The organism is Pseudomonas sp. PA-7-1E, assembly GCF_021605325.1.
Lineage (GTDB): Bacteria > Pseudomonadota > Gammaproteobacteria > Pseudomonadales > Pseudomonadaceae > Aquipseudomonas > Aquipseudomonas fluorescens_BV.
This window is the reverse complement of record NZ_WKFA01000014.1, coordinates 120395-139146: the sequence shown is the minus strand read 5'-3', so window position 1 is coordinate 139146 and position 18752 is coordinate 120395. Positions and strand designations below refer to the sequence as shown.

Below are 18752 nucleotides of genomic sequence, written 5' to 3'. Positions count from 1 at the left end.
GAGGTGCTCGCGGCGGCTAAAAACACAGAAATAAGCGGGTGATCTGAGCGTTTTTGATCGATTTGCCGCTTTTAAAATCGGCAGGGGCTGAAGTCAGCCAGAAATACACAACTACTTCAGACCATCCCTAACAAATCGACTTCAGCGTGATAAATCACCAGTTCATTCTTAGCGACATCGACGCCTACGATTGGCTTTGAGACAAAAACTGGCATTGCCATGGGGCTTCCTCCGGGCTAAGGTTTTGAGCACTTGAAGGGCTCACCCAGAGGCGCAGGCTTGTTCCTATCGTCGGTCATAGCCAGATGCATTCTTTATCGGCGCTTGGGTGAAAGGAGGAGGGGCGAAATCTCCCACGGTCTGTACTGCGTCAACAGTCAGAATCGGGCTTTGTCCCTTCTCCTCCCTTCAAGTCCTAGCATACAAGCGGGCTTGCTCGCGAATGCGCAGCGTCAGTCGACGTATTCATCAACTGACCCACTGCATTCGCGAGCAAGCCCGCTCCCATATTTTTATCCTCACCCGGCTTAAAGACCTTTAGTGGTTTTGCTTGATTGCCCCTGCACCCCCACCGGCACATCGCCCTTGAGCGTAACCCGGCGCACGATGCGCTCCTGGGTGCCGTAGTCGTCCACCGCGTAATGCTGGGTGGCGCGGTTATCCCAGATCGCCACGTCACCGGTGTTCCAGCGCCAGCGCACGGTGTTTTCCAGGCGGGTGACATGGCCTTGCAGCAGGTTGAACAACTGCGCCGACTCTGCCTGGGAGTAGCCTTTCAGGCGTTTGACGAAGTGCCCCAACAGCAGGGTTTTCTCACCGCTGACCGGATGCACGCGCACCACCGGGTGTTCGGTTTCATACACCGTGGAAGTGAATACTTTGCGGTATTCCTCCAGCTTCTCCACCGCCACATCCGGCTTGCGTGCGGCGTAGTCGTATTCGTTGCTGTGCACCGCCCACAGGTGATCAGCCAGTGCGCGCAGTTCCACACTGAGGTCGTTGTAGGCAGCGGCTGTGTTGGCCCATACGGTGTCGCCGCCGGACACAGGCGCCAGCACCGAACGCAGGATCGAGGCCTTAGGGTAGGCATCGACGAACGTCACGTCGGTGTGCCAGGAATTGGCGCGCTGGCCACGGGTGCCATCCAACTCCATCAGGAACCGCGTGCCGTCTCGTACCGGTACGGTGGGGTGGGCGATCGGCTCGCCGAGCAGGTGAGCAAAGGCTTCCTGGCTCTGGTCATCGAGATGGGTCTGTTCGCGGAAGAAGATCACCTTGTACTGCACCAGCGCCTGCTGGATGGCCTCGACGGTGGCGACATCCAGCTCACCGGACAATTTGATGCCACGGATTTCGGCGCCGATCCGCCCGGCTACCGGGTGAATATCAAGTGGTTGGGCGATGGGTTGAACGGCTAATGCGGCGTTGCTCATTGTGATGACCCTCATGTGCCTGCGAAACGGTGGGGGGACGCTTCCAGCAACGCTCTATCCATATGCAATTTAGGTCTAGCAAATGAATGAATGCTTCGTTGACGGAATAAGAGCTTGCATTTAAAACCTGAGCTTGCTCGGTCGCAAATGCCTTCGACCTATTTTTAAAATGCCGGGAAAGCATATGGATCTTCGCCAACTGCGCTACTTCATCGCCCTCAACGAACACCGCAGTTTCGTGCGCGCCGCGGACGCCATGGGCATCACCCAACCAGCGTTCAGCCGCAGCATCCAGGGGCTGGAACAGGAGTTTGGTTGCGTGCTGGTAGACCGTGGCCACAAGGACTTGCGCCCCACGCCGGAAGGCCAGGTGGTGTTGCAGCACGCCCTGAGCCTGGTGCATGGCGCAGCGCTGCTGAGCAGTGAAGTGACGCGCATGACCAAGCTCGACGCCGGCGACCTGCGCTTCGGCTGCGGCCCGGCGCCAGCCGTGAAACTGGTGCCGGATGCGGTGGCGCGGTTTATCAACGCCCACCCGAAAATCCGCACCACGTTTCAGGTGGATAACTGGGAAACCCTCAGCCGCCGCCTGAGCCGTGAAGAGATCGAATTCTTTATCGCCGACATCCGCCAGTTCGAAGCCGACCCGAATTTCCAGACCCGCGCACTCACCCCCAAACGCGGGGTGTTTTTCTGCCGCCCCGGCCACCCCTTGCTCGCCAAGGACAGCCTGTCCACCAACGATATGTTCGACTACCCGCTGGCGGCGCCGCTGATCTCCCAAGGCATTCGCAAACTGCTGGCGAACCTGAGTGGGCGTATGGATTTCTCCCCGAGTATCCAGACCGAGCACTTCCCGGCACTGGTGAGCATCGTGCTGCAAACCAATGCCATCGGTGTCGGTACTGAAGAGGCCTTTGCCGAGGACATTGCCAAGGGGGCCTTGGTGCTGCTGCACTGGCGTAACTTGCCGCAGCACATGGATACCCTGAGCGCACGCTGCGGGATCGTCAGCCGCACGGGGTCGCGGTTGTCGCCGGCGGCGAAGGCGATGATCGAGATGTTGGTGGAGGTGGATAGTCAGCAGGTCAGTGTGGCGGTTTGAAGGGCCTCATCGCAGGCAAGCCAGCTCCCACATTTGAGCGTTGAACACATTCAAGTGTGGGAGCTGGCTTGCCTGCGATAGCGATAGCCCAGGCACCGACAAGCTCAGAGCCCCGCCGCCACCAACCCAGGCGCCACCCAATCACTCACCTGAAACGACTTGCGAATCAACTTCTCCCTGGACGCCAGGTCCACCGCATCCTGCAATTTGCCCAGGAACACCGGGTCCAGGGTCGAGGGGAAAACTTCGCTGAGTTTCTGGTCTTTCAAATCATTGGTGAGGATCACCGGCGGATAACTGGCCAGCCCTGACACCAGTGCGATGTACGCCTGTTTGTTGTTGTCATCGGTCAACCACTGCACCGCTTGCTGCTGGGCCTTGAGCAGCTTGGCCACCGCATCGGGATGTTCATCGACAAACTTGGCGCTGCCCACCAGCACGGCCTGGATGCTGCCGGCATCGCCCAGGTCTTTGGTGGTCAGCGGTATCTCTGCCAAACCTTTGGCCTGCAACGCCGTCAGGGTGGAACCGCCCCAGGTGGCGTCAATCTGCTTGGCCGCCAGGGCGGCAGCGGCCGCGTTGAAGTCCAGGTTGATCACCTTAAGGTCCTTCTCGCTCAAGCCCTGACTGGCCAATGCGCTGTCGAACGACAACTGGCTGGCCGTGCCACGGAACACCGCCACGCGCTTGCCCTTGAGGTCTTGCAGGGTCTTGATGCCGGAGCCCGGCACCACGCCGAGGTAGTGTTTCACTCCCCGTGCAGAGGCGCTGAGCAGCCGCGTGTCCAGGCCATTGGAGCGGCCGATGATCGCTGCCAGGTCGCCCAGATAGGCCAGGTCCACCTGGCCGTTGGCGAACGCTTCATTGATCACCGGGCCGGCGCCCTTGAAGTAATTCCATTGGATCTTGATGCCTTGGTCGGCAAAGGCTTTTTCAAAGATCTGCTGTTCACGCAACACGTCGGTGATGCCACCGCCGCTGTGCTGGCTGCCGGCACTGAGGTCGGGCACCGCGATGCGGATTTCCTTGAGGTCGGCGGCATGCACCAACCCGGCCAGGGCGGTGCCGGCGAACAGGCTGATCAGACGTTTAAAGGGCAGTTTCATAAGCGCAGCTCCTGGTGGGCGACGGTCGCCTGGGGAGCAAAAAGTAGTCACAGACTGAACAAAACTTTAAATACTATAAATTCACAATTTAATAGCTTTTAGAAATATGCAAGCTAACCCGCAGCCTCCAGAGGCCTATGCATAAACAGCATCGAAAATATTCTTCGAATGCATTGGATGCGTGGCGGCGTGAGGCTTTAAATGACTTTTCTTATCTCACAATCATCTTGATCACGCTTTTGTAAGATCGAAATCACATAACGCATTCGGAGGTCTTCCATGGCCCGGATTTCACTTCTGAGCCTGCCGCTGGCGGCCCCGCCCAAAGGCATCGCGCCGCGCTGGCCGCAGCTGGGCCAGCGTTTATTGCCGTGGCTGCTGCCGCTCACGCTGTTTGCCTTATGGTGGCTGGCCAGCCGCAATCATTGGATGAGCGAGCAGATTCTGCCCACTCCCGCCCTGGTGTGGAGCAGCGCGGTGGAGTTGGCCGGCGGCGAGTTATGGAGCCATCTGGCCATCAGCTTGCAGCGCTTGTTCTGGGGCCTGCTGGCCGGTGTCAGTGCCGGCGCGATACTGGGCGCGTTCCTGGGTTTCAGTGAGCGCGCCGAGCGCTTGGTGTTCCCGACGTTCAGCGCGCTGGCGCAAGTGCCGACCCTCGCCTGGATCCCGCTGTTCATGGTGTTTTTCGGCATTGGCGAAACCCTCAAGCTGGTGGTGCTGGTCAAGGCCATCGTGGTGCCCGTGACCCTGCATACCCTGGTAGGCGTTCGCGACGCCCAGCCCAACCTGCGCGAAGCCGCCCGTGTACTGCGCCTGCCTGGCCACTTGCTGATCCGCCGTCTGGTCCTGCCCGCCGCACTGCCTGCGTTCATGGCCGGTGTACGCCTGGCCCTGGCGGCGGGCTGGACCTCCCTGCTGGCCGTGGAGCTGCTGGCCTCCAGCGAAGGCATCGGTTACCTGATGGTGTGGGCGCGCCAGTTGTTCATGCTCGATATCGTCTTCGTGTGCATCGTGGTCATTGGCGTGCTGGGTGTGGTGATGGACCGCGGCATCGGCTGGCTGGACCGCAAGTGGGTGCACTGGCCCCATCCGGCCACTGCGCAGATTCGACGCGGGCCACGCTACGAAGGCTGGCAGCGCTTGCAACCCTGGCTGTTGCCGCTGCTGCTATTGACGTTATGGCAAGTAGCGACTCAGCAGGATTGGGTCGATCCAAACATTCTGGTCAGCCCCTGGGCGGTGCTGCAAACCAGCGTGGCGGGCGTGCTGGATGGCAGCCTGACTACGGCGCTGGGCAAAAGCCTTGGCCGGGCCCTGGGCGGGTTGCTGCTGGGCGGTAGCCTGGGCTTTGCCATGGGCCTGTGGTTGGGGCTGTCGCGGCGCAGTGAGCGGCTACTTGGCCCCACTTTGTCCGCCCTGCGCCAGATCGCGATTTTCGCCTGGGTGCCGCTGCTCACCGCCTGGTTCGGCCTGGGTGAACTGGCCAAGTGGGTGTTTATCGCCCTCGCCGCCTTCTTCCCGTTGTTTATTGCCACCCAGCGCAGCGTGCTCAACTTGTCGCCCCAGCTGCGCGAAGCCGCGCAGGTGCTGCGCCTGAACCTCTGGCAACGCTTGCGCCGCCTGGTACTGCCGGGCGCCGCGTCGGGGATTTTCGCCGGCCTGCGCCTGAGCCTGATCTACGCCTGGATGGGCACCCTCGGCGCCGAATATTTCATGCCCTCAGATGGCGGCATCGGCAGCCTGATGATCGGCGCCCAACAGTTGCTGCGCATGGATTTGATCATGAGCGGCATGCTGCTGGTCGGCCTCACCGGCGCCGCTCTGAACCTGATCGGCCAACGCATCGAAACCCGTGCCACCCGCTGGAGACACGCATGAACGCACCGATTGTCAGCTTCAACCACGTGGGTAAGTCCTTCGACGTCGATGGCTTCGAACTGGAAGCCATCCGTGAATTCAACCTGGAGGTGGCCGAAGGGGAATTTGTTGCGATTGTCGGCTCCAGTGGATGCGGGAAATCCACACTGCTGCGCTTGCTGGTGGGCTTGGATACGCAGTTTCGCGGCGAGATCCAGGTCGATGGCAAAGCCGTCAGCGGGATCGGCGGCGAACGCGGCATTGTGTTCCAGGAGCACCGCCTGTTCCCGTGGCTGACCGTGGCGCAAAACATCGGCCTGGGCCTGGTCAACGAGCCCCTGAACGAGGCCGAGCGCAACCGTCGCATCAGCGACTTTATCGAACTGGTGGGCCTCACCGACTTCACTCGCGCCTACCCCCACCAACTCTCCGGCGGCATGGCGCAACGGGTGGCGATTGCCCGCGGCCTGGTGGCCAGCCCGCGCATCCTGTTGCTGGACGAACCCTTCGGCGCCCTGGATGCACTGACGCGCCAGCAGATGCAGGACGAACTGCTGGCGATTCGTGCCCGCGCCAGGATCACCACGGTACTGGTGACCCACGATGTGGAAGAGGCGATTTTCCTCGCCGATCGCGTGGTGGTGATGGAGCCGCGTCCGGGGCGAATCAAGCAGGTCGTCGAGATCGCCCTGCCTCATCCGCGCCAGCGCAGCAGTTTTGAATTCCACCAGCTACGCGAAGAGCTGTTGCACGAATTAACCAGCGACGACCATTACCAACCGCCGGTGCGCGAACAGATCCGCGACCTGCCATTGGCGTTCATTGCTTGCTGAGAGAGAGCTCAGTGCGCGGGTGTTCCTGGGGCTCCAGGCGATTGGCTCGCGCAAACGTGCCCAAATCATTGAAGCGCACCCCCATCTCGGCCATGACCTTGTGCGCCACCTTGGCGGTCATCTGGCGGATGTAGAACGGTTCTTTCACCACAAAGTGATGGATGCCGTGGGTGCTGCCGAAGTTGAAGCAGAACGCCTGCAACGGCCACAGCCACCAAGGGTTCAGCACTTGGGTTTGCTGCATCACATTGCCCAGTTCCACATCGCCGTAGTAGTGCATGTTGGAGCTGACAAAGTGCAGGCAGAAGGTGCGCAACACGTTCGGGCCGATGATCACCACCGCAGCGATATCGATCACCTGCATCACCTGCAAGGTACCGGCTGACCACTGAATGGGCGCGCCCATCAAACTGGCAATCCCATTGGCGGCATGAAAGCCCAGGAAGACGTACCACGCGCCCCAATGCAGCAAGGCCAGCGGTGCGTACACCAGCAGCACGCGCTTGAGGATGCTGAACCTGTGCGGCCAGGTCTTGGCGCGCAACAGGCGGATCAAGGCCGACATCATGTTGTCCCCCACCATCAGCAACCGTGCGATGCCCCAGGGTTCGCCATTGGTGATCGCGCGCTCTTCCATGTCGGCTTCGGTGCCCGAGACCTTGTGATGGTTGAGGTGCAGATGCCTGCGTATCCACGGGTTGATGGTGCTCGGGCGCGCCAGCCACACCAGGCCCATCATCAAATTGTGGGGCACGCGTTGCTTGCGAAAGTACATGCTGTGGATCAGGTCGTGTTCCAACTCATGAGTGAGCGAGGCGAGGAAGGCATTGAGCAGCAGACACACCCACCAGGCCATATGACCGCTGATATAGAGCGCTGCCGAGCCGAACATGCCCAGCAGGGCAAAGGCCAGGATGCCTGCGCCCAGCGCGTCCTGATGCAACAACCAGGGGTGCCGCTGGCGCAAGCGCACGCCTTCGGCCATCACCACCTCGCGGATATGCGCCGAACGCTGTTGTGCGTTCAACGGCTGGGGGCTTGCAGAAGTACCGTCCATGCTTCCATTCTCTTGTGAAGTGATGCCTGCATCCTGCACTTAACCCTAGCGCAGGGCGCTAGCCGCGCACGCCAATCTGTTGACCACAAGCGCCAATTGCCATGACCGAACCCACTTCCCTCGCCAGCTGGACCCGTGCCCTGCGCAAGCAGCTCGACGCCCTGGGCCTCGACAGCGCCGCGCTGTGCGCCGAGGCCGGGCTCGACCCGCAGCAGATGGACGACCCCAACGCCCGCTACCGGTTGTCGGCCACCACGCGCCTATGGGCGCTGGCGGTACAGGCCAGTGGCGACCCGGCGATTGGGCTGCGGGTGTCGCGGTTTGTCAGCCCCACCACCTTTCATGCGCTGGGTTACGCATTGGTGGCCAGCGGCAGCTTGCGCGAGGTGTTTGAGCGCATCGTGCGCTATCACCAGGTGGTCAGTGATGCCCTGGACCTGGAGCTGAGCCGCCACGGCGACGTCTACCGTTTTCGCCTGCTCCAACCCCCAGGCAGCCCTGCGCCCGCGCCAGAAGCGATTGATGCCTTTGCGGCGATCTACGTGCGCACGTGTCGCAACCGCCTGGGTCGCGACTATGCGCCGTTGGCCGTTTACCTGCGGCGCCCGGAACCCGCCGACCCCGAGCCGTGGCACAGGGTATTTCGCGCACCGGTATGGTTTGCCGCCGACGAAGACCGCCTGGAATTCGCCGCCAGCGACTTCGACAGCCATCTGGACGACGCCAACCCGGAGCTGGCCGAACACAACGAAACCGTGCTCAAGCGCACCCTCGCCCAACTGCAACCGCTGACCTGGGAACGCAAGGTGCGCGCCGCCATCGAGGCGCAATTGCCAGACGGCGAGCCAAGCGCCGAACACATTGCTCAAGCGCTGCATTTGAGCCTGCGCAGCTTGCAGCGGCATCTGGCCGATGAAGGGTGTCGGTTTGACGCCCTGCTCAATGAGTGCCGGCAAAATCTGGCGTTATTGCACCTGCGCGACCCGCAGTGCTCATTGGCCGAGATCAGCCATTTGCTGGGGTTTGCCGATACCAGCAGTTTCAATCGTGCGTTCAAGCGCTGGACGGGGATGACGCCGGGGCAGTTTCGCGACGGATTGCAGTAGGAAGGGCCTCATCGCAGGCAAACCAGCTCCCACAGGGGAATGGGGTTCACATCATGTGGGAGCTGGCTTGCCTGCGATGAGGCCAGTACAAACACCACAAATCCCTGAGTTTGATTACAAACCTGTCATCCAATTGTGCGGCTTTTGTCCGCGTCCGCTGGTTACCGTGACGGCCTGCTTTCTGGAGCCCTCACTATGTACCGCACTGCCTTGTTCCTGAGCCTCGCCGTGGCCACCGTCGCCCAGGCGGCGCCACAATTACCACGCCATGCCGAGCTGGATCTGCACACCGCTCGCCAACTGGCCGACGCCAGCCTGGCCCACTGCACCGCTGCGCTGACCGTACTCGACCGCGGTGGCAACCTGTTGCTGGGCCTGCGCGCTGACGGTGTCGGCCCGCACAACAGCCTCGCCAGCCAACGCAAGGCGTACACGGCGCTGTCGACAAAAACCCCGACCCGGCTGTTTGCCGAACGGGCGCGTAATAACCCTGAAGCCGCCAACCTCAACAGCTTGCCCGAGCTGCTGTTGCTCGGCGGGGGCGTGCCGCTGTTTGCCGACGCCGAACTGGTCGGTGCCCTAGGCATCGCCGGTGCCGGTGGCGCCGCGCAGGATGAAGCCTGCGCCGTACAGGCCGCCGAGCAACTGGGCTTGAAAATCACCCCTTGATTCCACTTCCCTCAAAAGGACTTCGCGATGAAAACCTTGAGCATGACCCTCGCCGCACTGAGCCTGAGCGGCCTGTGCAACCTGGCCCTGGCCGACGGCAACCCCCTGAGCGTGCACGTACTCAACCTGGAAAACGGCCTGCCAAGCGCCGGGATCAATGTCACCCTTGAACAGCATGTGGGCGATAAATGGCAGTCGCTGTCTGAAGGTGTGACCAACCAGCAAGGCCGCATCGCCGAGCTGTTCCCGGCCAACCGCAGCATGCAGCCGGGCGAGTACCGCGTGGTGTTCAAGACCGGCGATTACTACAAGAAGGCTAACCGCGAGACGTTTTTCCCTGAGGTACCGGTGATATTCCAGGTCAAGCAGGCCGACCAGCACTACCACATCCCGCTGTTGCTCAGCCCTTACGGCTTCTCTACCTATCGCGGTTCATAGGCCCGCGGCCAACCGCAGCCCATTGAGGTCGCGTATCTCGATGGCACCGTAACTCAAGCCGATAATGCCCTGTTGCTCCAGCGCCTTGAGCAGACTGTTGATGGTCTGGCGCGACAGGCCCAGCATCGCCGCCAGATCCTCCTGGGGCAGTTGCAGCACGCGGCGCGCCTGATCCACTTCGCCGTAGCCTTGGGCAATCATCAACAACCGATGGGCCAGCCGCTCTGAGGCGGGCATCAGGCTTATCTGTTCGATATTGATCAACGACAGCCGCAGTTTATGGCTCATCAACAGCGCCATCTCCCGCCAGAACAGCGGATGCCGTTCGAGAATGCCGAGCATCGCCGACTGCGGCACCTGCAGCAGCCTGCAAGCACCCGTGGCCAAGGCATCGTGGGTGCGCGGCAAGTTGTCGAACAGGCAGATCTCGCCGAACCAGTAGGGCGTTTCCACCAGGCTCAACACCGCTTCCTTGCCCTGAGCACTGACCGCACTGATGCGCACCGTGCCTTCCAGCACCGCATACACGCCGCACGGCGGGTCACCGCGCTTGAACAGGTACTGCCCCGCCGTCAGCACACGCAACCGCGCCGCCCCCAGCAGGCTACGCTGCAAGTCTGGCGGCAAATGGCTGAACCAATGACCGCGAGCCAATTGCGCGTGCCATGTCCCTGTGTCCATGCGAACTCCGAAGATTGTCGCCCAGTTGACAGTTAGGCACCGACTGACAGGGCATGATCAAACATCCTACAGGAGGAACAACAATGAAAAGCCTCGTCGACCACCTCAGTCAATACGCCGCGTACCACCGCGACCCACGCAACATCGCCAGCCACTTCATCGGTATTCCGTTGATTGTGGTGGCCGTAGCCGTGCTGCTGTCGCGCCCCGAATGGTCGGTGGGCGGGCTGTGGCTATCACCTGCGGTGCTGTTGGCGCTGTTTTCGGCGTGGTTTTATCTGCGCCTGGAACTGGCCCTGGGCGTGTTGATGACTATGCTGATGGGCTTGTCGGTGTGGGCCGGGCATGTGCTGGCGGCGCAAAGCACGGCGGTGTGGCTGAGCAGCGGCGTGGGGATGTTTGTGGTGGGCTGGGTGATTCAGTTCATCGGGCATTACTACGAAGGCAGGAAGCCTGCGTTTGTGGACGATGTGTCCGGGCTGATCGTGGGGCCGTTGTTTGTGGTGGCGGAGTTGGCGTTTTTGCTGGGGTTGCGGCAGGACCTCAAGCGCCAGATTGAAGAGCGCTCTGGGCCGGTGGCGCGGCGCGGTCTTGATCGGTCCCATGCTCTGCGTGGGAATGCAGGCCAGGACGCTCCGCGTCCAAAAGCGTGACGCAGAGCGTCACCAGAGGCGTTCCCACGCAGAGCGTGGGAACGCCTCTGGTGACGCTCAGGTTTTGGGTTTGAAGAACAGGGTCTCGCCCCGCGCCAGGCCGGTGAGGCTGTCATGGTCTTTCACCACTTCGGCCTCGATCAATTCACTCTGGCCTTCAACCTTCAAGGTCACGCGAGTGGTCGCGCCCAACGGCCGAATATCCCGCACTTGCGCCGCATGGTGATCTTCCAGTTCATGGCGTGACAGCGACACTTCGTGGGGGCGGAACAGCAGGTGCTTGTCTTCGCCCAAATGCAAGCGGTTGGAGTCACCCAGGAAGTGGTACACAAAATCGCTGGCCGGGTTTTCGTAGACGTCGCCCGGTGAACCGATCTGCTCGATCACGCCCTTGTTCATCACCACGATACGGTCGGCGACTTCCATGGCCTCCTCCTGGTCGTGGGTCACGAAGACCGAGGTCAGGTTGATGTCTTCGTGCAGGCGCGCCAGCCAGCGGCGCAGTTCTTTACGCACCTTGGCGTCGAGGGCGCCGAAGGGTTCGTCGAGCAGCAACACCTTGGGCTCCACCGCCAGGGCGCGGGCCAGGGCGATACGCTGGCGCTGGCCACCGGAGAGTTGTTCCGGGTAACGGTCCGACAACCAATCAAGCTGCACCATGTTCAGCAGCTCGTGAACCTTGCTGGCGATCTGGCTTTCGGTGGGGCGTTGGTTTTTCGGCTTCATGCGCAGGCCGAAAGCGACGTTGTCGAACACGGTCATGTGGCGGAACAGCGCGTAGTGCTGGAACACAAAGCCCACGTTGCGATCACGCACATCGTGGCCGGAGACGTCTTCGCCGTGGAACACAATACTGCCGGTATCCGGGGTTTCCAGGCCGGCAATGATGCGCAGCAGCGTGGTCTTGCCGCAGCCGGACGGGCCCAGCAACGCCACCAGCTCGCCACTCTGGATATCCAGGTTGATGCTGTCCAGGGCCTTGAAGGCATTGAAGTTCTTGCTGACATTACGGACTTCGATCGACATGACTTATTCCTCACCCGCGCTGTTGCGCAGGCGGTTGATTCGGTTCTCGCTCCACTGCTTGAGCAGCAGGATGAAGAGCGCCAGGATCAGCAACAGGCTGGCCACCGCAAACGCGGCAACGTGGTTGTATTCGTTGTAGAGAATCTCGACATGCAGCGGCAGCGTGTTGGTGACGCCGCGAATGTGGCCGGACACCACCGACACTGCGCCGAACTCACCCATGGCTCGCGCCGTACACAGCACCACGCCGTAGATCAGACCCCACTTGATGTTCGGCACGGTGACATGCCAGAACATCTGCCAGCCATTGGCGCCCAGCAGGCGTGCGGCTTCTTCTTCCTGGGTGCCCTGCTCCTGCATCAGCGGGATCAGCTCACGGGCCACGAACGGCACGGTGACGAAGATGGTCGCCAGCACGATGCCCGGCAGGGCGAACACGATCTGGATGTCGTGGTCTTGCAGCCACGGCCCGAAGAAGCCCTGGGCGCCGAACATCAACACGTACACCAGGCCTGCGATCACCGGCGACACCGAGAACGGCAGGTCGATCAGCGTGACCAGGATGCTCTTGCCACGGAACGAGTACTTGCTCACGCACCAGGCGGCGCTGACGCCGAACACCAGGTTGAGCGGCACCGAAATCACCACGGCGATCACCGTGAGTTTCAGCGCCGACAGCGCGTCGGGTTCAAGGATTGCGCTGAAGAACGTGCCGAGGCCGTTTTTCAAGCCCTGGGACACCACCACCAGCAACGGCAGCAGCAGGAACAGCGCGAATACCAGCCAGCCAAGGCCGATCAGGATACGTCGCGAGGTCGCGCTGCCACGGCGGGCGGCGTTGGCCGAGGACGCGGCAGAAATAGACGATTGGGACATGTTCCGCGCCTCCTTATGGACGTTCGATGCGCCGCTGCAACAGGTTGATCAGCAGCAGCAAGACGAAGGACACCACCAGCATCAGCACACCAATGGAGGTGGCGCCGCGGTAGTCGTATTGGTCGAGCTTGACCATGATCAGCAATGGCAGGATTTCGGTTTTCATCGGCATATTGCCGGCGATGAAGATCACCGAACCGTACTCACCCACGCCTCGGGCAAAGGCCAGGGCGAAGCCGGTCAGCCAGGCGGGCAGCAATGCCGGCACTAGGATGTAGCGGAACACTTGCAACGGCTTGGCGCCGAGGCAGGCGGCGGCCTCTTCGATTTCCCGGGGGATATCGGCCAGTACCGGCTGCACCGTGCGCACCACGAAGGGCAACGTGACGAAGGTCAGCGCCAGGGTGATACCCAGGGGGGTGTAGGCGATCTTGAAGCCCAGGTCGGTGGCAAACTGGCCGACCAGGCCGTTGGGCGCGTACAGCGCCGTCAGCGCGATACCGGCGACGGCGGTGGGCAGGGCGAACGGCAGGTCGATCATCGCGTCGATGACCTTGCGCCCGGGGAAGGTGTAGCGCACCAGCACCCAGGCCAGCAAAGTGCCAATCACACCGTTGATGAGTGCGGCGTACAGCGCGGTGCTGAAGCTCAGCTTCAAGGCCGCCAGTACACGAGGTGCGGAAATGATGTTCCAGAACTGATCCCAGGTGAGTTGAGCGGCGTGTACAAACATCGCCGCCAGCGGGATGAGCACGATCAGGCTGAGGTACACGACGGTGTAGCCCAGCGTCAGCCCGAAGCCGGGTATGACGGGGGAGATACGACGCGACATAAGAGTCCTTGGTTAGCGGAACGGATATGCGTACGGCCCACTGTGGCGAGGGAGCTTGCTCCCGCTGGGCTGCGAAGCGGCCCCAGAACCAGGCAACCACGATGTACCGTGAGTACCGGTTTTGGGAGTGCTTCGCACTCCAGCGGGAGCAAGCTCCCTCGCCACAACAAGCCCCGCGCAATAGTCGGTGTTGATTATTGCGCCGTGTAGATCTGGTCGAACACACCACCATCATTGAAGAATTTCGGTTGGGCAGTTTTCCAGCCGCCGAAGTCTTTGTCGATAGTCACCAGGTCCAGTTTCGGGAACTGCTGGGCGTATTTGGCGGCGACTTTTTCATCCCGTGGACGGTAGAAGTTCTTCGCCGCAATCTCCTGGCCCGCCGGGCTGTACAGGTGGTTGAGGTACGCCGTGGCGATCTCGGTGTTGCCCTTTTTCTCGGCGTTCTTGTCGACCACGGCCACAGGCGGTTCTGCCAGGATCGACAGGGACGGCACGACGATGTCGAACTTGTCGGCGCCGCCGTCTTCCTTCAAGGCCAGGAACGCCTCGTTTTCCCACGCCAGCAGCACGTCACCCTGGCCGTTGTTGACGAAGGTAATGGTAGAACCGCGTGCGCCGGTGTCCAGTATCGGCACGTGCTTGAACAGCTCTTTGACGTATTCCTGGGCCTTGGCTTCGCTGCCGCCTGCCTTGAGGCCGTAGGCCCAGGCGGCGAGGAAGTTCCAGCGTGCACCGCCGGAGGTTTTCGGGTTGGGCGTGATCACTGAAACGTCTTTCTTGATCAGGTCGCCCCAGTCCTTGATGCCCTTGGGATTGCCCTTGCGCACCAGGAACACAATGGTGGAGGTGTAGGGCGTGCTGGCGTCCGGCAGGCGGGTCTGCCAGTTCTCCGGCAGGGTCTTGCCCAGCTTGGCGACTTCATCAATGTCACCGGCCAGGGCCAGGGTCACTACGTCGGCGCGCAGGCCGTCAATCACTGCGCGTGCTTGCTTGCCCGAGCCACCGTGGGACTGCTGGATCTTCACGTTGTCGCCGGGGTGGGACTGTTTCCAGAAGCTGGTGAACTCAGCGTTGTAATCCTGGTACAGCTCACGGGTGGGGTCGTACGAGACGTTGAGCAACTCGTAGTCCTTGGCAACGGCGGAACCGGCAAACACGGCACTGGCCAATGCGGCCAAGGCATAACGGCGAATCGACGACATAGAAGCTCCTGAAATTCTTGAGTGTTGGCTTTTCTTGTAATTGCGGGTCTATCGCCGTTCTTGCTCAGCTCGGTTTGTTACCGGGGTTCTGCAGACGGAATTTTTCCTTGCGTTCGATCTGTACCACTTGGGCGTTGTGTACGGTGATTTCCACCGCGCCAAACCGCAGATCGCGCAGGGCGCTCTGGATTTCACGCAAAATGGCTGCTTCGTCCTGGCCGTCAACGCTACGTAGAGATGCGCTCATGGTCTCGCTCCTGAAAATGAGTAGTGCCTGGCAGTGGCGGCACTGCTTGCGGCGTGAGGGCGATAGTAGATAAGCGCAGATATTCTTAAAAATACTATTTAAGAATGTTTATATAACCAGAAAGAATTTTCTGATAGGGCATGGGCTTGCAAGGGTTTCGGCAGAAAAAACGCTCACACACAGGCGCCGCAGAACCCCTGTGGGAGCTGGCTTGCCTGCGAAAGCGGTGGTGCAGTTACAGATACAGTGACTGACACGCCGCCTTCGCGGGCAAGCCCGGCTCCCACATTGGCCGAGTCAGTCCTGACGAATCAGAGGGGCTCGGGTCCAGTCGATTTCATCAGCCGGCATCGGCCGTCCAAACCAGTACCCCTGGCCCATGTCGCATTCCTGATCCAGCAGGAACCGCGCCTGTTCCACCTGCTCGATCCCTTCGGCGTGCACCTGCATGCCCATGCTTTTGGCCAGGGCGATCACCACGCGCACAATCGCGGCGTCGTCTTCGTCCCACGGCAAGCCCGCCACAAAGCCCTGGTCGATCTTGAGCTTCTGCACCGGCAGGCGTTTGAGGCGCAACAACGAGGAATAGCCGGTGCCAAAGTCGTCGATCGCCAGACGCAGGCCCAGTTCGCGCAGGCGGTGCAGTTGCTCCAGTGCGACTTCCGGGTCGTCCATCACTGCGCTCTCGGTGACCTCCAGCTCCAGGAAGGCTGGGTCCAGCCCAGTGGCGTGCAGCACTTGGGCCACTTGCTCATACAGCTCGCGCCGGGCAAACAGGCGGCTGGAGACATTGATTGCGATAAAGCTCAGCGGCGCGCCGTCGGCCAGCCACTGGCACATTTGGCGGCAGGCCTGGTCCATCACCCACGCATCGATCTCGGCAATCAACCCGGTGCGCTCGGCGATGGGGATGAACTCGCCCGGGGGTACCAGGCCGCGCTCCGGGTGCTGCCAGCGCACCAGTGCTTCAACGCCGACCAAACGGCTATCATGCAGGTCGTGCACCGGCTGGTAATAGACGCGCAGCTCATGTTGGTCGAGGGCGCGACGCAGCTCGCCAGCGATTTCCACCCGATGCTGGGCGTGGGCGGTCAGTTCTTCGGTGTACAACGCGTAGCCTTCGCGCCCGGCGCTCTTGGCCTTGAACAACGCGGAATCGGCGTTGCGCAGCAGTTGCTCGGCGCTCAGGGCGTCACTGGGGAACAGGCTGATACCGATACTGGCGCTGATAAACAGCTGGTTGCCGTCAAAAATGAACGGATCCTTCATGGCGTTGAGCATGCGCTGCGCCAAGGCCGCCGCTTGCACCACCTGCGGGCAGCTTTCTGCCAGCACGGCAAATTCGTCGCCCCCCAGGCGCGCCAGGGTAACCCCCGGCCCAAACAGGCCGCTCAGGCGTTCGGCCACCAGTTTGAGCAACTGATCGCCAACGTTATGGCCGAGGCTGTCGTTGATGATCTTGAAGTGGTCCAGGTCCATCAACAGCAGAGCGCAGCCACGCTTATGCACCTGCGCGGAAGCCAGGGCCTGCTCGGCGCGATCGGTGAACAGCAGGCGGTTGGGCAGGTCGGTGAGCGGGTCGTGATGGGCCAGGTGCGCCAATTCGTGCTCAGAGTTCTTCATGGCGCTGATGTCCGAAAACACCGCCACGTAGTGGCTGACCTGGCCCTGGTCATCGTGAATCACCCGTATGGTTTGCCACTGGGGGTAAACCTCGCCGCTTTTACGGCGGTTCCAGATTTCGCCGCTCCATTCGCCGGTGCTTTCCAGGGCCTGGAACATTTGCTGGTAGAAATGCGCCGAGTGGCGTCCGGACTTGAACAGGCTTGGCCGTTGGCCCATGACGTCTTCGCACTGGTAGCCGGTGATCTCCATGAAAGCGCGGTTAACGTGCACGATCAGCCCTTGGGTATCGGTGACCAGCACCCCTTCGCGGGTGCAATCGAACACCGCAGCGGCCTGGCGCAGGCGCTCGCGGTTCTCTTTCAGGGGTTGTTGCAACGCATGGGCACGGGCAAAACGCCGGCCTATCCAGTAGATGACCAAGGCGCTGAGGCTGACCCACACATAACCGCGCGCTTGCAGCCAACGTCCCAGCTCCAGGGGTTCATCGATAAAGTTGATTAATAGGTAATGGCTGAGCTGGAGCCAAAGGATGGAAACCAGCAGGTACACCAACCCCGCACGTAGGGCACCTCGGTATGAAAACAGCATATGCTTAGTAATCCTTACTAAATAACCAGAATCGCCCTACAAAGGATCAGGATTATAGAGTAGGAAACACTTTGTAAGTCTTATCTGAAACGGTGACTGGTTTTATCTGCAAAGGAAGTGATAATGCGGGTGCTGTTTTTTTCTTTATCTGAGGGCCATACAGCCTATGTGGTACAACGGTTTTCTTGATCTGTCCGCCTGGCAACTGGTGGCAGTCACGCTGTTGATGACCCACGTGACCATTATTGGGGTCACTGTCTATCTGCACCGTTATTCGGCCCATCGCTCGCTCGAGCTCAATGCCGGCCTTAAACACTTCTTCCGCTTCTGGCTGTGGCTGACCACGGCGCAGAACACCCGCGAATGGACCGCCATTCACCGCAAGCACCACGCCAAGTGCGAAACCGTCGATGACCCGCACAGCCCGGTGATCAAGGGCTTGTCCACCGTGCTGCGCAAAGGTGCCGAGCTGTACCGCGCCGAGGCGGAAAACCCCGAGACCCTGCGTATCTACGGCAAAAACTGCCCGGACGACTGGATCGAACGCAAGCTTTACACGCGCTACCCGCTGCTGGGCGTGGCGCTCATGGGCGTAATCGACCTGCTGCTGTTCGGCACCATCGGTATCACCATCTGGGCGATCCAGATGATGTGGATTCCGTTCTGGGCCGCAGGCGTGATCAATGGCCTGGGGCATGCCGTGGGCTATCGCAACTTCGAATGCCGTGACGCCGCCACCAACCTGGTGCCGTGGGGCATCATCGTCGGCGGCGAAGAGCTGCACAACAACCACCACACTTACCCCAACTCCGCCAAGCTGTCGGTGAAGAAGTGGGAGTTCGACCTGGGTTGGGCCTGGATAAAAGTGTTCAGCTTCCTGCGCCTGGCCAAGGTGCAGCGCGTGGCCCCCATCGCCCACCGCGTCGAAGGCAAGGGCAGCCTGGACATGGACACCGCCATGGCGATCCTCAACAACCGCTTCCAGATCATGGCCCAATACCGCAAGTTGGTGATTGGCCCGCTGGTCAAGCAGGAGCTGGAGAAGGTCGATCATTCGGTGCGCCACCAGTTCCACCGCGCCAAGCGCCTGCTGTCGCGGGAAACCAGCTTGCTGGAAGACCGCCACCACTTGCGCATCCAGAGCATGCTGGAACACAGCCATGCCCTCACGGTGATCTACGAGAAGCGCCTGGCGCTGCAGCAGATCTGGCTCAAGACCAGTTCCAACGGCCACGACATGCTGGCTGCGATCAAGGAATGGGTGCATGAAGCCGAGGCCAGTGGCATCCAATCCCTGCGCGATTTTGCCCACCAGTTGAAGACTTACTCGTTGCGTCCTACAGCGGCGTGAGGGCGCCGTGGGAGGGTTCGCCCTCCCACGCACTGGCTTTTTGGCGCCATTTTCCGGGCACCG

18 protein-coding genes are annotated in these 18752 nt (G+C 61.2%); 8 read left to right on the top strand and 10 right to left on the bottom strand.

The window, feature by feature from the left end; genetic code table 11:
• Window positions 1–527: 527 nt before the first annotated feature.
• Window positions 528–1433: a TauD/TfdA dioxygenase family protein gene (locus GIW79_RS12320; RefSeq protein ID WP_054896682.1), complete on the bottom strand. Its 906-nt coding sequence runs from the start codon at window positions 1431–1433 to the stop codon at window positions 528–530.
• Between the two features lie 184 nt (window positions 1434–1617).
• On the opposite strand from GIW79_RS12320, the gene GIW79_RS12315 reads away from it, so the two are divergent.
• Window positions 1618–2538, top strand: coding sequence for a LysR family transcriptional regulator (locus tag GIW79_RS12315; protein ID WP_096143921.1), 921 nt, complete (start codon window positions 1618–1620; stop codon window positions 2536–2538).
• A gap of 104 nt (window positions 2539–2642) precedes the next feature.
• Here GIW79_RS12315 and GIW79_RS12310 read toward each other — a convergent pair whose 3' ends face one another.
• Entirely contained in the window at window positions 2643–3644 is a 1002-nt protein-coding gene (locus GIW79_RS12310; RefSeq protein WP_072445744.1) for an ABC transporter substrate-binding protein, read from the bottom strand.
• A gap of 279 nt (window positions 3645–3923) precedes the next feature.
• On the opposite strand from GIW79_RS12310, the gene GIW79_RS12305 reads away from it, so the two are divergent.
• Together GIW79_RS12305 and GIW79_RS12300 are read left to right on the top strand one after the other, a co-directional pair.
• Entirely contained in the window at window positions 3924–5522 is a 1599-nt protein-coding gene (locus tag GIW79_RS12305) for an ABC transporter permease (RefSeq protein ID WP_236456055.1), read from the top strand.
• Complete coding sequence (locus GIW79_RS12300) at window positions 5519–6334, top strand: ABC transporter ATP-binding protein (RefSeq protein ID WP_057975339.1); 816 nt, start codon at window positions 5519–5521, stop codon at window positions 6332–6334. The genes GIW79_RS12305 and GIW79_RS12300 overlap by 4 nt, the downstream gene beginning before the upstream one ends.
• Here GIW79_RS12300 and GIW79_RS12295 read toward each other — a convergent pair.
• Window positions 6321–7391 (bottom strand): fatty acid desaturase, encoded by a 1071-nt coding sequence (locus tag GIW79_RS12295; protein ID WP_200584465.1) that lies wholly within the window; start codon window positions 7389–7391, stop codon window positions 6321–6323. The two genes, GIW79_RS12300 and GIW79_RS12295, sit on opposite strands and share 14 nt — an antisense overlap.
• A gap of 101 nt (window positions 7392–7492) precedes the next feature.
• Between GIW79_RS12295 and GIW79_RS12290 the strand changes: the two genes are divergently transcribed.
• The 3 genes from GIW79_RS12290 to uraH all read left to right on the top strand — a co-directional run bounded on the left by GIW79_RS12290 (window position 7493) and on the right by uraH (window position 9604).
• Window positions 7493–8497 carry an AraC family transcriptional regulator gene (locus GIW79_RS12290; RefSeq protein WP_054896687.1) on the top strand — a complete coding sequence of 335 codons (1005 nt, stop codon included), beginning with the start codon at window positions 7493–7495 and terminating at the stop codon, window positions 8495–8497.
• 195 nt (window positions 8498–8692) lie between these two features.
• On the top strand, window positions 8693–9166 hold the full coding sequence (locus GIW79_RS12285; RefSeq protein ID WP_034125453.1) for a GlcG/HbpS family heme-binding protein: 474 nt from the start codon (window positions 8693–8695) through the stop codon (window positions 9164–9166).
• A gap of 27 nt (window positions 9167–9193) precedes the next feature.
• Window positions 9194–9604, top strand: coding sequence for a hydroxyisourate hydrolase (gene uraH / locus GIW79_RS12280; RefSeq protein WP_089042043.1), 411 nt, complete (start codon window positions 9194–9196; stop codon window positions 9602–9604).
• Here uraH and GIW79_RS12275 read toward each other — a convergent pair.
• Window positions 9599–10285, bottom strand: a complete 687-nt coding sequence (locus tag GIW79_RS12275) for a Crp/Fnr family transcriptional regulator (RefSeq protein ID WP_054920347.1) — start codon at window positions 10283–10285, stop codon at window positions 9599–9601. The genes uraH and GIW79_RS12275 overlap by 6 nt on opposite strands.
• Window positions 10286–10368: 83 nt before the next feature.
• Here GIW79_RS12275 and GIW79_RS12270 point away from each other — a divergent pair, with 83 nt between their 5' ends.
• Window positions 10369–10938 carry an Mpo1 family 2-hydroxy fatty acid dioxygenase gene (locus GIW79_RS12270; RefSeq protein WP_054896689.1) on the top strand — a complete coding sequence of 190 codons (570 nt, stop codon included), beginning with the start codon at window positions 10369–10371 and terminating at the stop codon, window positions 10936–10938.
• Window positions 10939–10995: 57 nt separating this feature from the next.
• Here GIW79_RS12270 and GIW79_RS12265 read toward each other — a convergent pair whose 3' ends face one another.
• The 6 genes from GIW79_RS12265 to dibA form a co-directional block, all read right to left on the bottom strand.
• Window positions 10996–11964: a sulfate/molybdate ABC transporter ATP-binding protein gene (locus GIW79_RS12265; RefSeq protein ID WP_034125451.1), complete on the bottom strand. Its 969-nt coding sequence runs from the start codon at window positions 11962–11964 to the stop codon at window positions 10996–10998.
• A gap of 3 nt (window positions 11965–11967) precedes the next feature.
• On the bottom strand, window positions 11968–12840 hold the full coding sequence (gene cysW / locus GIW79_RS12260) for a sulfate ABC transporter permease subunit CysW (protein ID WP_054896816.1): 873 nt from the start codon (window positions 12838–12840) through the stop codon (window positions 11968–11970).
• A 13-nt stretch (window positions 12841–12853) separates the two neighbouring features.
• The gene (gene cysT, locus GIW79_RS12255) at window positions 12854–13672 is read right to left on the bottom strand and encodes a sulfate ABC transporter permease subunit CysT (protein WP_032894195.1); all 819 of its coding nucleotides are present in this window, start codon (window positions 13670–13672) and stop codon (window positions 12854–12856) included.
• A 194-nt stretch (window positions 13673–13866) separates the two neighbouring features.
• Window positions 13867–14877: a sulfate ABC transporter substrate-binding protein gene (locus GIW79_RS12250; protein ID WP_014716420.1), complete on the bottom strand. Its 1011-nt coding sequence runs from the start codon at window positions 14875–14877 to the stop codon at window positions 13867–13869.
• Window positions 14878–14941: 64 nt separating this feature from the next.
• On the bottom strand, window positions 14942–15124 hold the full coding sequence (gene oscA / locus GIW79_RS12245) for a sulfur starvation response protein OscA (protein WP_003170956.1): 183 nt from the start codon (window positions 15122–15124) through the stop codon (window positions 14942–14944).
• A gap of 297 nt (window positions 15125–15421) precedes the next feature.
• The gene (gene dibA, locus GIW79_RS12240) at window positions 15422–17338 is read right to left on the bottom strand and encodes a phosphodiesterase DibA (protein WP_236456316.1); all 1917 of its coding nucleotides are present in this window, start codon (window positions 17336–17338) and stop codon (window positions 15422–15424) included.
• 166 nt (window positions 17339–17504) lie between these two features.
• Between dibA and desA the strand changes: the two genes are divergently transcribed.
• The gene (gene desA, locus GIW79_RS12235; protein ID WP_032894197.1) at window positions 17505–18689 is read left to right on the top strand and encodes a delta-9 fatty acid desaturase DesA; all 1185 of its coding nucleotides are present in this window, start codon (window positions 17505–17507) and stop codon (window positions 18687–18689) included.
• Window positions 18690–18752 lie beyond the last annotated feature (63 nt).

Bases quoted from the DNA above. Each gene is read 5' to 3' on its own strand.
- GIW79_RS12320 (WP_054896682.1), bottom strand. From the start codon at position 1,433: ATGAGCAACGCCGCATTAGCCGTTCAACCCATCGCCCAACCACTTGAT.
- GIW79_RS12315 (WP_096143921.1), top strand. From the start codon at position 1,618: ATGGATCTTCGCCAACTGCGCTACTTCATCGCCCTCAACGAACACCGC.
- GIW79_RS12310 (WP_072445744.1), bottom strand. From the start codon at position 3,644: ATGAAACTGCCCTTTAAACGTCTGATCAGCCTGTTCGCCGGCACCGCC.
- GIW79_RS12305 (WP_236456055.1), top strand. From the start codon at position 3,924: ATGGCCCGGATTTCACTTCTGAGCCTGCCGCTGGCGGCCCCGCCCAAA.
- GIW79_RS12300 (WP_057975339.1), top strand. From the start codon at position 5,519: ATGAACGCACCGATTGTCAGCTTCAACCACGTGGGTAAGTCCTTCGAC.
- GIW79_RS12295 (WP_200584465.1), bottom strand. From the start codon at position 7,391: ATGGACGGTACTTCTGCAAGCCCCCAGCCGTTGAACGCACAACAGCGT.
- GIW79_RS12290 (WP_054896687.1), top strand. From the start codon at position 7,493: ATGACCGAACCCACTTCCCTCGCCAGCTGGACCCGTGCCCTGCGCAAG.
- GIW79_RS12285 (WP_034125453.1), top strand. From the start codon at position 8,693: ATGTACCGCACTGCCTTGTTCCTGAGCCTCGCCGTGGCCACCGTCGCC.
- uraH (WP_089042043.1), top strand. From the start codon at position 9,194: ATGAAAACCTTGAGCATGACCCTCGCCGCACTGAGCCTGAGCGGCCTG.
- GIW79_RS12275 (WP_054920347.1), bottom strand. From the start codon at position 10,285: ATGGACACAGGGACATGGCACGCGCAATTGGCTCGCGGTCATTGGTTC.
- GIW79_RS12270 (WP_054896689.1), top strand. From the start codon at position 10,369: ATGAAAAGCCTCGTCGACCACCTCAGTCAATACGCCGCGTACCACCGC.
- GIW79_RS12265 (WP_034125451.1), bottom strand. From the start codon at position 11,964: ATGTCGATCGAAGTCCGTAATGTCAGCAAGAACTTCAATGCCTTCAAG.
- cysW (WP_054896816.1), bottom strand. From the start codon at position 12,840: ATGTCCCAATCGTCTATTTCTGCCGCGTCCTCGGCCAACGCCGCCCGC.
- cysT (WP_032894195.1), bottom strand. From the start codon at position 13,672: ATGTCGCGTCGTATCTCCCCCGTCATACCCGGCTTCGGGCTGACGCTG.
- GIW79_RS12250 (WP_014716420.1), bottom strand. From the start codon at position 14,877: ATGTCGTCGATTCGCCGTTATGCCTTGGCCGCATTGGCCAGTGCCGTG.
- oscA (WP_003170956.1), bottom strand. From the start codon at position 15,124: ATGAGCGCATCTCTACGTAGCGTTGACGGCCAGGACGAAGCAGCCATT.
- dibA (WP_236456316.1), bottom strand. From the start codon at position 17,338: ATGCTGTTTTCATACCGAGGTGCCCTACGTGCGGGGTTGGTGTACCTG.
- desA (WP_032894197.1), top strand. From the start codon at position 17,505: ATGTGGTACAACGGTTTTCTTGATCTGTCCGCCTGGCAACTGGTGGCA.